Source organism: Streptomyces sp. NPDC044033 (assembly GCF_056434425.1).
The window spans coordinates 685,013-697,567 of sequence record NZ_JBWKFF010000002.1 but is presented as its reverse complement, the minus strand read 5'-3'; the positions used below and the strand labels follow the sequence as shown (position 1 = coordinate 697,567).

8 protein-coding genes are annotated in these 12,555 nt (G+C 74.7%); 4 read left to right on the top strand and 4 right to left on the bottom strand.

The features are described 5' to 3' along the window. The first annotated feature begins 70 nt into the window (after nt 1-70). The 3 genes from AC07AB_RS06590 to AC07AB_RS06580 are packed head-to-tail and all read left to right on the top strand — an operon-like array spanning nt 71 to nt 2,904. Nucleotides 71-922: an inositol monophosphatase family protein gene (locus AC07AB_RS06590; RefSeq protein ID WP_478561028.1), complete on the top strand. Its 852-nt coding sequence runs from the start codon at nt 71-73 to the stop codon at nt 920-922. A gap of 60 nt (nt 923-982) precedes the next feature. Then, nucleotides 983-2,248 carry an FAD-dependent oxidoreductase gene (locus tag AC07AB_RS06585; RefSeq protein ID WP_478561025.1) on the top strand — a complete coding sequence of 422 codons (1,266 nt, stop codon included), beginning with the start codon at nt 983-985 and terminating at the stop codon, nt 2,246-2,248. Next, a complete protein-coding gene (locus tag AC07AB_RS06580) occupies nt 2,245-2,904 on the top strand; it encodes a DedA family protein (protein WP_478561022.1) in 660 nt (219 codons plus the stop codon). Before AC07AB_RS06585 ends, AC07AB_RS06580 begins: the two co-directional genes overlap by 4 nt. A 155-nt stretch (nt 2,905-3,059) precedes the next feature. Here the strand turns inward: AC07AB_RS06580 and AC07AB_RS06575 are convergent, their stop codons facing one another. The 4 genes from AC07AB_RS06575 to AC07AB_RS06560 form a co-directional block, all read right to left on the bottom strand. Continuing rightward, nucleotides 3,060-4,538, bottom strand: coding sequence for a 3-deoxy-7-phosphoheptulonate synthase (locus AC07AB_RS06575; protein ID WP_478561019.1), 1,479 nt, complete (start codon nt 4,536-4,538; stop codon nt 3,060-3,062). Nucleotides 4,539-4,544: 6 nt separating this feature from the next. Continuing rightward, nucleotides 4,545-5,723 (bottom strand): 3-deoxy-7-phosphoheptulonate synthase, encoded by a 1,179-nt coding sequence (locus tag AC07AB_RS06570; protein ID WP_478561016.1) that lies wholly within the window; start codon nt 5,721-5,723, stop codon nt 4,545-4,547. A gap of 56 nt (nt 5,724-5,779) precedes the next feature. Then, complete coding sequence (locus tag AC07AB_RS06565) at nt 5,780-7,816, bottom strand: multicopper oxidase family protein (protein ID WP_478561013.1); 2,037 nt, start codon at nt 7,814-7,816, stop codon at nt 5,780-5,782. Nucleotides 7,817-8,171: 355 nt separating this feature from the next. After that, nucleotides 8,172-11,282: a helix-turn-helix transcriptional regulator gene (locus AC07AB_RS06560; RefSeq protein ID WP_478561010.1), complete on the bottom strand. Its 3,111-nt coding sequence runs from the start codon at nt 11,280-11,282 to the stop codon at nt 8,172-8,174. Nucleotides 11,283-11,414: 132 nt separating this feature from the next. Here AC07AB_RS06560 and AC07AB_RS06555 point away from each other — a divergent pair, with 132 nt between their 5' ends. Beyond that, complete coding sequence (locus AC07AB_RS06555) at nt 11,415-12,530, top strand: alpha/beta hydrolase (RefSeq protein ID WP_478561007.1); 1,116 nt, start codon at nt 11,415-11,417, stop codon at nt 12,528-12,530. Nucleotides 12,531-12,555: the final 25 nt, after the last annotated feature.

Below are 12,555 nucleotides of genomic sequence, written 5' to 3'. Positions count from 1 at the left end.
AGTTGGTTTCTAGCGTGAATCCCGGCGGTGAGACAACTCCCGCCCTCCCCAACTCACAGGCTGGTTCCGCATGTTGAGGAATTCCGAACCCGACGCCGCCCCCGCCTTCGGCGGCCGCGACCCCCACCTCGCCGAGGATGAGTCGTTGCTGACCGAGCTGGTCACCGCGGTCCGCGCCGCCGGTGAACACGTACAGGAGCGGTTCTCCCCGGACGCCCGCCCGGGCGGCTTCGAAGAGGTCGTCGCCGCGATCCACGCCAACGACGCGGCGTCCCTGCGATTACTGCGCGATCCACTGGAGAGGCTCCGACCGCACGCGGGATGGGTCGACGACGAGTTGGAGACCGGCCGACTGCCCGACGGCGAATGGTGGGTCACCGACGCCGTCGAGGGAAACATCAACCACGTGCACGGCATGCGCGACTGGTCCGTGACGGCCACCCTGGTGCGCGGCAACAAGCCCGCGGTGACGGCGGTGTCCGTACCGCTGACCGGAGACATCTACACCGCCGTCCGGGGTGGCGGGTCCTTCCTGAACGGCGCCCGGCTGCGGCCCTCCTCGAAATCCGAGCTGAGCGGCGCGTTCGTGGGCACCGGGCAGGCCAAACCGGGCGAGGGCGGCGCGACGTACGACCGGATCGCCGCGTCCGTCGGCGCCATGCTGCGGAGTGCGCTGGTCACCCGGGTCTCGGTGCCCGCCACCATGCAGCTGATCCAGGTGGCGGCCGGGCGCATGGACGGGTTCTGGCAGTACAGCGACGTGCGCTCGGGGCTCGTGTCCGGCGCGCTGCTGGTCGCGGAAGCCGGTGGAACGGTCACCGACACCGGCGGCCGGCCGTGGCGGCTGTCGAGCCCGGACTTCCTGGCCGCGACCCCGGCGCTGCACGCCGCCATGGTCGACGTCCTCTCCGCCGTCCGCTGAGTCACCCCAACGACGTCGACACACCCGCCTGTTGAGCGATCCGGAAAACCGGGAGACCTGATGAGCACCCAGCCTCGCATCGCGATCGTGGGGGGTGGCCCTGGTGGCCTCACCCTCGCGCGCGTCCTCCAGACCCGCTCCATCGACGTCACCGTCCACGAATGCGACGCGTCGCGCGCCGCCCGGCCGCAGGGCGGCAGCCTCGACCTGCACCCGGACTCCGGCCAACGCGCCCTGCGCCTCGCCGGCCTCGACGCGCGGTACCGGGCGGCGGCCCGCCCGGAGGCGCAGCACATGAGGCTCCTGGGGAAGGACGGGACCGTGTACCGGCAGGAGACCGGCACGGACACCCACGCACCGGAACCGGAGATCGACCGCGGTGTGCTGCGTGACATCCTGCTCGACTCGCTGGCGCCCGGCACCGTCCGCTGGGGCCATGAACTGCGCCGCGCCATGCCGGTCGGGAACGGGCGCCACCGGCTGGAGTTCGGCGACGGCGAGACGGACACGTGCGACCTGCTCGTCGGCGCCGACGGAACGTGGTCGCGGGTCCGACCGCTCCTGACCGACGCTGTGCCCGCGTACACCGGGGTCGGCTTCATCGAGACCGGCATCCCCGACGCCGATACGGGCCGACCCGAACCGGCGCGGTTCGTCGGCCCCGGCAGCCTCTACGCCTTCCAGGACGGCAAAGCCCTGATGGCCCAGCGCGACGGGGACGGCCGCATCCGCACCTACATCGGCTTCCGCGCCCCCGAGGGCTGGCTGAACACATCGGGCATCCCCTACGGCCGCCCCCACGAGGCGCGCCGGGCGCTGCTGGCGCACTTCGCCGACTGGTCGCCGCGGCTGACCGACCTCATCCGGTACTGCGACGACACCATCCTGCCCCGCCCCCTGTTCATGCTGCCGGTCGGTCTGACCTGGCGTCCCGTCCCAGGAGTGACCCTCCTCGGGGACGCGGCCCACCTGATGTCGCCCTTCGCCGGAGAAGGGGCCAACCTCGCTCTCCAGGACGCCGCCGAACTCGGTACGGCACTCGCCGACGCCGAAGGCGACCTCACCGCGGCGCTGTCGGCGTACGAGCGCGCGATGTTCGAGCGCGCCGCCCCGCGCGCCGCGCGGTCCGCCGCCAGGCTCGCACTCTGCTTCTCCTCCGACGGCGCCCGCGCCATGGCCGAACATCTCGAAGCCGAGGCGAACGGCGACGGCGGCGGCGGTGGCGATGGCGACGGAGGCGGCGATGGCGACGGTGACGGAGGCGGTGACGGTGGCGACACCGCGAATGCCTCGCCGCCGGCCCATGCCCAGGAGGTCTTAGGGTGACCGACTGGCTCCGGCTCGCCGAGTCCTGGATCGCCTCACCGTGGCTCTACGTGATTCTCATCGGGGTGTCCCTCCTCGATTCCTTCCTGCCCCTCGTGCCCAGCGAACCCGTCGTCGTCATCGCCGGGGTCTACGCGGCGAGCGGCGAAACCCATCTGGCCGCCGTGATCGCCGCGACGGCGGTCGGGGCGTTCCTCGGCGACCTGGTGCCCTACGGTCTCGGCCGGCTGATCGGGGGCCGTCTCACGAAACGGCTGCGTGCAGGGACCAGACGCCGAGCGGTATACGACTGGCTCGCCGCCGAGTTGGCGGCCCGGGGCGGCTATGCGCTGGTGACCTCGCGCTTCCTCCCCGTCGGCCGCTACCTCGTCACCCTCTCCGCCGGCACGGTCGGCTACCCCTGGCGGAAGTACGCGGCCTTCACCGGCTTCGCCGGCGTGTCCTGGAGCGCGTACACCGTCCTCACCGGATACGTCGGGGGCGTGGCGTTCCAGAACAACGCGCTCGCGGGCGTCGGCGTCGGACTCGGTCTCGCCCTCCTGCTGAGCGGCACCATCGAAGCGGCGCGGCGCCTGCGCCGACGGCGCGAGCCGGATGTGGGGCCGGAGCGCCGCGGCGAACGCGGAGAGCGGCCTTCCGCCGATGTCGGCACCTGATAGCCACCCCAACTCACAATAAAATGATGCTGGTTCGGGTAAACGGGTCGGAGTGTGAACTCAACCCGCCGCGTTCCGAATCCCCCTGATCGTTGATCAGGGGGATGCCGGGGTGATGGTCCGGCAACACGCGTGCTCCTCACGGGATACGAGCCTCATGGCGCGGGCTGCCAGGCCGTCGTGGCGGCGTGCACCGTCCGCAGGATCTCGGTGTGGCTCCGGCCGGGGTCGTCGAGCAGCAGCCCGCCCGGGCGGCTGCCCATCGAGTAGTGGGTGTCGAAGAACGTGGCGACCTCGGCGACGGCCGTCGCCCCGCCGGGCCGGGGTGCACAGACCCAGGTCACCGGGGTGCCGGTGGCGGCCACTGCCTCGACCAGGGCGGGCAGTTCGGCGAGGATCCGCTCAGGTGCGAGCCGCACGGCCAGGACGAGCCGCCCTGGTTCGCGCCCGGGATTGAGGGCCACACACCGCGCGGCGACCTCCCGGGGGCGGCAGCCCGGCCGCGGCCGCAGCCCGACGGCCGCGCCGGGGCGGGGCGCGCTGTCGCCGGCGTCCCAGCGGACGCGGTCGGCGACCACGGGCGGGCAGTCGTCCAGGAACGCCATCATCTGCGGGAAGTCGTCGAGCCAGGCCGCGGCCGAACCGTTCGCCGCCCCATACTCCTTGGCGATGCACCGGGCCTCGCGGGGCATCAGGTCCGGCGCCGGATGGTCGCCGGTGACGACGGTCACCGGCGCCCCCGTCGCGTACCGGACCAGCCCCGCGGCCACCGTCAGCAGCGCCCCCGTGGCCTGCCCGCCGAACTGGAGCCAGAACGCCTCGCCGTTCGCCCCCGAGGGCGGTGCCGGTGCCGGAACCGGCACCGCCCTCGGGGTCCGTACCGTGAACGGCCGTGTCCGCCCGTCGAGCCGCTGGGGCGGAGGCCGGCGGGAAGCCGCCCCGGCATCCGGGACCGCCTCAAGCGCGCGGGCCCGCCCGGCGGTCCCCGGCTCCCGTCCGCCGCTGTCCCGCCCGGCGGTCCCCGGCCCCCGTCCGCCGCTGTCCCGCCCGGCGGGGATCAGCAGCGGATTGAAGAGCTCCCGGATGAACAGCCAGGGCAGGTCGCCGTCGAGCACCACATAGGACTTGAACACGGCGGGCAGCACGCGCCCGTCGCGCTCCCACCCGGCCACGCCCACCTCCACCAGCCGCCGGCTCCGCATGGCGCCCGCGGCCCGCAGCCCGTAGCCGATCGGGGTACGGGCGCTGCGCACACACGCCGCCAGCGCGGGATCGTCGGGCACCAGCCCGACGACGCTGTTCAGCGATACGGGCGTCAGCTCGGAGTCGGACATCGCCGACCGGCGGAGCAGGACCGGCTCGTCCCCGCCGACGCCGAGGCACCGGCGGACCAGGGCGGCCTGCGCGGCGGCGGGCGCCACGCCCTGGTGCAGGACGCGCAGCCGCAGCGGCGTCGAGAGCGCGGACTCCAGCAGCGTGGTGGTCAGACCGTCGCTGGCCAGCAGCATCCGCGTCAGCGGGCTGGTGAACCGGGCGACGTCACCGAGGTCGAAGGGGCGCGGTGCCGGCCGGTCCGGGGACCGGGGGTCCGGCGCGCGGCGGTCCGTACTGGGGTAGCGGAGCGGGGTGGACACGGGATCTCATCGCCTTTCCATGAGCTGTGCGGATCCCAGGGCCGCCGAGGCCCAATCCGCCGCGCCGTCCCGGGCGCGGGGGACCGAGCCGGCGCGGCGGGCGCGGGCGGCGCCGGCGAGCTCCCGCAGGAGGTCGGCGGTCGCGTCCCAGCCGATGCAGGCGTCGGTGATGCTCTGTCCGTAGACGAGCGGCTCGGTGGGGGAGCGGTCCTGGCGGCCGGGCGTCAGGAAGCTCTCCAGCAGCACTCCGCGGAGCGTGGTATCGCCGTCGGCGATCCGAACGGCCAGGTCCTCGGCCACCGCGTGCTGCCGCTCGTGTTGTTTGCCGCTGTTGCCGTGGCTGGCGTCCACGACGACCCGGACCGGCAGCCCGGCGTCGGCCAGCGACCGGCCGGCCCGGCTGACGTGCGCGGCACCGTAGTTGGGGCCGTCCGCGCCGCCGCGCAGTACGAGGTGGCAGTGCGGATTGCCGCTGGTGCGCAGCACCGACACGGGTCCGTCGGCGGACACGCCGAGGAAGGCGTGCGGGGCGGCGGCGGCCCGTATCGCGTCGATCGCGACCTGCGCCGAGCCGTCGACGGAGTTCTTGACGCCGATGGGCATCGGCAGGCCGCTGGCCAGGTCCCGGTGGACCTGGCTCGCCGCCGTACGGGCCCCGATGGAGCCCCAGCCGACGACGTCGCCGAGGTACGCGGGGGCGAGCGGGTTGACCCATTCGCAGCCGACGGGCAGCCCGGACTCGGCGATGTCGAGCATCAGGGACCGGGCCTCGGCCAGGCCCCGGCCGACGTCGGCCCCGCCGTCCAGGCCGGGGTCGCCGACGAGGCCGGGCCAGCCCAGGCAGGTGCGCGGCTTCTCTCCGTACACCCGCATCACGATGAGCAGGTCCTCGGAGAGTTCGGCCGCGGCGGCCCGCAGCCGGGAGGCGTAGTCGAGGGCGGACGCCCGGTCGTGCACGGAGCACGGCCCGACGATCGCGAGCAGCCGGTCGTCCCGGCCGTCGAGGACCCGGACGATCTCGTGCCGGGACGCTGTGACGGTGTGGGCGGCGTGGTAGGTCAGCGGCAGCCGTTCGGACAGTTCGGCCGGGCTCTCCAGGGGGAGGGCGCGGGTCTGGCCGCCGGTGGGCCGGACGCGGTGTCCGTCGCCGCGGAGCGGTCCGGGGTGGTCGGCCTGGGCAGTCATGGCGGTTCTCTCCTTCGGTGCGTCGGGGTGGGCGGTGGGCGGGCGGTCCTGGGGAGTCATGACGAGTGGCCGCCTTCCTTGCCGCTTTCCTTGCCGTCCGCCTTGCCGTCTGCCGCGCTGTGGCCGGCGCCGTGCTCCATGCCGTGGCCGCCACCGCCGTGGCCCATGCCGGGGTGCATGTCCATGACCTGGCCGGGCATGACCGTGAACGGGCGCATCATGGCCTCGTCCTCGTGTTCGAGGATGTGGCAGTGGTACATGTAGCGGCCGCTGCCGCCGTCGAACTGGCCCAGAACGGAGACCAGTTGACCGGACCCGGCCGGCGGCGGCGTGAGATCGCCGACCCGCACGGTGTCCTTCCAGCCGCGGGCGGCGCCCTCGGTCGGCACCTCCGCGGTGAAGGCGACGGGCGTGACGGTGCCGTAGCCGCGCACGGTGCCGTCGGCACGCAGCAGCGGCTGGAAACCGCGGGCGTCGTAGTTCTGCCGCCGGGTCTCCTGGAACCGGACCAGGTGGATGTGGAAGGGGTGCACCGGCCCGCCCAGGTTGAGGACGTTCCACTCCTCCCAGCCGTCCTGGCGCACCATGAACGTCGTCGCGTCGTCGAACAGCGTCGCCACCCGGCGCAGCGTCAGCAGAGGCCGGCCCGGCCGGCGCACCTGGACCACGCCGTCGCTGGGGATCGGCACCGACGAGGCGTCCTCGACGGTCTCCATCTCCCACATCATCGGCATCCCGGTCACGTCGGGCGGGGTCAGCACGACCCACCGGTGCTCGTGGTCCGGAGCGGTGGCGTGGCTCAGCCGCTCGTAGGACGGGCTGAGGAGCCGCGGCAGGGTGAACGGGTCATCGCCCTCCCGGTCCTCGACCCGGAACTGCATCACCTGGGGCGAGGGCGCCGGGCCCGGCTCGTTGGCCGCGACATTGACCCAGTGCACGCGCATCCCCCGCAGTACGGAGAAGTCGGCCAGCACGTCGGCCCGTTCGCCCGGCGCCAGGGTCAGGCCCTCGGCGGGCAGCGGCTCGGGCTCGGACAGCAGTCCGGCGTCCGTGCCGATCTGGTGGAAGGCCCGGTCGACGAGCTCCCGGTCCACCGGCGTCCCGTCCTCGTGGCAGAGCCGCAGGGTGAAGAAGCGGGCGTTGGAGCCGTTGACCATCCGGAAGCGGTACCAGCGGGCGGCCACCTCCAGATGCGGCTGGATGACGCCGTTGACCAGGGTGTACGGCCCGTAGAAGGGCAGCGGCACGTCCTGCTTGTTGCGGAAGACCTTGTGCATCAGCCGGCCGGTGAGGCGGCCCTCCCAGTCGGTGTCCAGATTCCGGTCGCACAGCACGAGCGGGATCTCCTGCGCGCCGGCCGGCAGGCCGAGGGCTTCCTCCTCCTCGTCGCGGATCCAGTACATGCCGGCCAGGCCCGTCATCACGTTCAGCGAGGTGATGTTCATGGCGTGGTCGTGGTACCAGAGGGTGGTCGCCGCCTGGTCGTTGGCGTACTCGGCGAGCTGCGTCTCGCCCGGCGGCACGGCGTTGTCCGTCCAGCCGTCGTTGCCGCCGCCGGTGCGCGCGCCGTGCAGGTGCACCACCGTCCAGGCCGGCAGCTTCGGCGCCTTGCGGTCGAACGTGTCCGCGTCCGGGTCGTAGCCGGGGTGCCGGGTGTGCTCCTGGACCCGGGTCTCCACCTTGATCAGGGGGTACGGGCCGCTCAGCCCGTTGGCCCACGCCACCCGCAGCCGGGTGCCGCGCCGTACTTCGACGGTCGGCCCGGGGAGCTGTCCGTCGTACGCCCACATGAGCGACGGCGGCAGCTGCGAGTGCAGGGGCAGCAGGACGGGGCGGGTCGTGACGGTCAGCTCGGCCAGACCGGTGTCGGCGTCGGGCTCCGGCCGCAGGAGCGGCGGAATCCGCAGGGGGTCCACGAACGGCTCCAGCGCCGGTTCCGGTGTCTGCTCGGGCGTCGGCTCCGCTGTCTCCTCCGGTGTCCGCTCCGGTGCCGTGGCGGCTGTCCGCTCGGGCGCCGTGATGGCGGGGGCGGACTCCGGGGCGGTCGTGGTCGCGGGGGACGGTTCGCCGGCGGTTTCGATGAGCTCAGGCATTTCGGGGCTCTTTTCGTGAGGTGGGAGGCTTACGGTCTTCACCGTGCGCCTCGCCCCGCCCCTCCCACATCGGGGGAAATACCCGCCCGACTACTGATCCGCTACGGACCCGCGGCCGCTCTCCACGGACCTGCCCGGGTGCCAGGGGCCCGGCCGCCGCCGTATGGGCCCGCGGCGCTGCTGCCCTACGGACCGATCCCGCGCTTACGGGGCCCAGGCCCGCCCTGCCCTACGGACCGGCCCCGCGCTTACGGCCCAGGCCCGCCCTGCCCTGCGGCCTCTGCCTTGCCCGGCGGCCCTCCCGCCCTGCCCAGAGCTCCCCCCGCCCTGCCCCGCGGCCCCCGTACGCCGCGCCCTACGGACCCGTACCGCGCGCATCCGCAGCGTCGGCGTCCGTACCGCGTCCGCCGGAACCGTCCCCGGCCCCGGCCCCGCCCGCCGCCTCCGCCAGCCTCCCCGCCACCGCCGCCCGCGACGACACCCCGAGCTTCGTGAAGACGTGCGCCACATGGGTCTCCACCGTCCGCGGGCTCAGGAAGAGCCGCTCCGCGATCCGCTGATTGGTGAACCCCTGCCGGACCAGCTCCGCGACCTCCGCCTCCCGCCGCGAGAGCTGACCGGCCGCCCCCGCCGCCGCCCGCGCCGTGCGGACGCCGACGCGCCGCTGCTCCCGTACGGTCCGCGCGTACAGCCCCTGCGCCCGGCACGCGCCGAACAGCTCCGCCGCCCGCGCCAGCTCCGTGCGCGCCGCCTTCTTCTGCCCGCACCGGGCGTGCGCGGTACCGGCCCGCAGCCACGCCCGCCCCGCGAAGAGCGGCTCGCCCGTCTCCCCGAACAGCTCCGCAGCCCGGCCCGCGCCGCGCGCGGCCCCGGCCGGATCGTCCTCCAGCGTCGCGTGCGCCCGCGCCAGCGCCGCGAAGGGCGACGCCTCGCCGCCGCCCGGCGCGGCTTCCGCCCGCTCGGCCCACCGGGCCGCCGCCGCGGGCCGGCCGCGCTCGGCCTCCGCGTCGGCCATGGCCTCGCAGCAGATCAGCAGGCACGACTGCTCCAGCAGCGGCGCGAGGAAGTCGTCGCACGCGGCCAGGACCTGCGCCTCGCCCTCGTCCACCTCGTGCAGCGCCGCCAGCGCCAGCCCCCGGCCCACGCCGCCGAGCCGGGCCCACCACTCCCGGCGGCCCCCGGCGTGCCGCAGCGCCTCGTCGGCGGCGGCGAGCGCCGCCGTGTGCTCGCCCGTCCAGTTGAGGAGGAGGCACTTGACGGCGAGGGCCAGTGCGACGCACTCGTCCGAGCCGAGCAGCCGGGCCGCGTCCACCGCGTCCTCGGCCCGGTCCACGCCCTCGGTCAGCCGGCCCATCCGCCCGAAGGTGAACGCCTGCGCGGCCAGGACCCACGGGGACAGATAGCTCTGCCCGGTGGCGTCGGCGATGGCCATGCCGCGCTCGATCTTCCGTGCGGCCTGCGGCAGCCGGCCCATCATCGCGTCGACCCAGCACAGGAAGGCCAGCGACTCCAGCCACGGCGCCAGCTCGGCATCGGTGGCCTCCTCGGTCAGCCGGTCGGCCCGTACCGCGTAGCCGATCGCGGCCTCGCGCTCGCCCACGCCGTACGTGTAGGCGAACCGCAGCGCGATCAGCGGCACCCAGTCCTCCGCCACCCAGTCCTCGGGCATCCAGTCCTCGCGCGCCCGGCCGGGCGCCGGGGAGCCGTCCGCCGACGGCGTCGGCCCGGCCCGCGCCAGGGCGGCGGTCAGCCGGTCCAACTCCACGGCGGCGGCCGGGAAGTCCGCGCGGATGAGGCTGTCGCCGATCAGCTGGAGACGGAGCGGCACCGCTTCGGCCGCGTGCTCCGGCGGAACCCGCCCCAGCTCCGCGCGGAGCAGGGCCCGGCCCTCGTCCTGCCGGTTGAGCAGCCGTTCCAGGATCGCGCAGAACCGGGCGGCGCGGGCGCGGGGCGCCCAGGCGTCGGCGGGCAGCAGCCGGAGCACTTCCAGGGCGGTGTCCCGGCCCTGTACGAGCCGGCCGCCGACGCCCTGGAGGCGGGCCAGCTCCACGAGGAGGGAGAGGCGGTCGGCGGCGGGTCCGGCCTCGGGGGCCTCGGGGGCCTCGGGGGCCTGGGGGTCGGCGGGGCGTTCGGGGAGCAGGCGCAAGGCGGTCTGGAGCCACCCGGCCGCGGTGGCGGGGGACTGGTGGGCGGTCGCGCGGGCGGCCTCGACGAGCACGCCGACGGCGAGCAGATCGCCGAACCGCGCGGAGCGGGCGATATGGCGGGCGCGGGTGACGGTCGGCGCGTCCCGCTCGTCCAGGGCCGCCGCCACCCGCGCGTGCGCCGCGACCCGCCAGCCGACGCCCGAGGAGGCGTACGCGAGGTGCCGTACGACGGGGTGGCGGAAGCGGAACCGGCCGGGCTGCGGCGCGCAGCGGACCACGTCGCGCGCGGCCAGCTCGTCGAGGGCCGCGAGCGCCTCGGTCTCGGTGGTGCGGGCCGCGACGGCGACCATGGCCGGGTCGAACTCGTCGCCGAGCGCCGCCGCCGCCTGCGCGGCGAGCCGGGCGTGCGCGGGCAGCGCGGCCAGCTCGGCGGCCAGGGCCTCCCGCACCGGCCCCGGCACCTGGTCGTCGTCGCCGTCGAGCACCGGGGCCGCGTGGTCGGCGGGGGACAGCGTGGCGAGCGCCGTCTGACGGGCCCCGGACCGGGACAGCGCCTCCAGATAGAGCGGGTTGCCGCCGCTCGCCTCGTACAGCGCGCGACACCGCCGGGCGCCGACGGCCGGGCCGAGGAACTCCCGGGCTTCCCGGAGCGAGAACGGCGCCACCTGGACGCGGGTGCCCAGCCCCGGCGCGGCGTCCGCGAGGGCGGCGGTGAGCCGGGGTCCGGCCTGGCGGGTGCGGTAGGTGACGGCGAGCAGGATGGGGCCGCGCGGGGCGTGCCGGGCGAGGTGGGCGAGCAGCTCGACGGACCCCTCGTCCGCCCAGTGCACATCGTCCAGCAGGACCGCGAGGCCGCCGGGGTCCGCGAGGACCTCCAGCAGCAGGCGGACGGCCCGGTGCAGCCGGTAGCGGTGCAGCCCGAGGGCGGGAGCGGTCCCGGGGCCCGGATCCGCGCGGGTCGCCGACAGCGCCGGGAAGACCTCCGCGAGCAGCTGTGCGCTCTCCGCGTCCAGGCAGTCGCGGACCTGCCGCGCCCGGTTCTCCACCTGGTCGTCCAGGGCGTCGACGGCGAGGGCGAGCGGCACGTCGTGCTCGAACTCCGTGCCCCGGCCGCGCAGTACGGTCATGCCGTGCCGGTGCGCGGCGGCGCCCGCCTCGCCGAGCAGCCTGGTCTTGCCCGCCCCGGGCTCGCCCGTCAGCTCCACGAGCCGGAACGCGCCACCGGCCGCCCGCGCGGCCTCCTCGTCGAGGAGCCGCACCACGTCCGCCCGGCCGACGAGTGCGCTCTTGCCGTTGTGGGGTGCGGGGCTGTCGGACATCGGGCCGCTCGGTTCCCGTCGGCAGGCGGCCGTGAAAAACGGCACGCTGCGACATAGGCGACATAATGGAATATTTTTGAATTCTAGCGACAAATCACCCGAGAGGCGGGGGCGGCGGAGGTCAGATTCCGTATGGAGCGGCTCATTCCCCTGTTCACCAGTGAAGGCGTGCACGACGCCGAGGCCACCGTGCATCCGTTCGCCGCCGGAGACGGCCTGGGCCTGAGCCTGACGCGCTTCCGGCGCGGCCCGCCGGGAGGTCCCGCGAGTCCGCGGGACGCGGTGCTGCTCATACACGGACTGACCACGTCGAGCGACATGTTCATCATGCCCGAGCACGCCAACCTGGCCGGCTACCTGCTCGACCACGGGTTCCGGGACGTATGGGCCCTGGACCACCGGATGAGCAACCGCTTCCCGTACGACCTCGCCTGCCACCGCTTCACCCTCGACGACGTCGCCCTCCACGACTTCCCCGCCGCCCTCGCCGAGCTCCGCGCGCACGTCGGACCGGAGTGCCGGGTGCACGTGATCGCCCACTGCCTCGGCGCGGTGGCCTTCGCGATGAGCCTGGCCGCCGGGGCGGTCACCGGCATCACCAGCGCGATCGTCAACAGCTCCGCCCTGGTGCTGCGCCTGCCCGTCTGGTCCCGGTGCAAGCTGCGCGTCGTCCCCGGCCTGACCGAGTACGTCCTGGGGCTGCCCTACCTCAATCCGGCCTGGCCGCATGACGCGCCCTTCACCCGCGGCCGCATGATCGCCCGTGGCGTGTCCTTCTTCCACCACGAATGCGACGTCCCCGCCTGCCACATGGTGAGCGCCATGTGGGGGGCCGGGCGGCCCGCGCTCTTCGACCACGCGCGGATGTCACCGGTCACGCACGAGCGCATCGCGGACCTGTTCGGGGCGACCGGCGTGCACTACTACCGGCATATCCGGGCGATCGTACGAGCCGGCCGCGCGGTGAAGTACCGGCCCGGCGACCCGGCCTACCGCGACCTGCCGGACGACTACCTGGAGGCCGCGGCCGGCCTCACCACGCCGCTGCTGCTGACCAGCGGGGACCGCAACCACGTCATGTCCGACTCCAACGTCGCCTGCCAGCGGGAACTGGCCCTGCGCGCCCCCGGCGTCTCCCGGCTGCGGCTCTTCCCCGGCTACGGGCACCAGGACGTGTTCATGGGCAAGGACAGCGCGCGGGACGTCTTCCCGCAGATGGCCGAGTTCCTGCGCGAACACGCGGACTGACCGGCCGGGGCGGACCGGCCCCGGG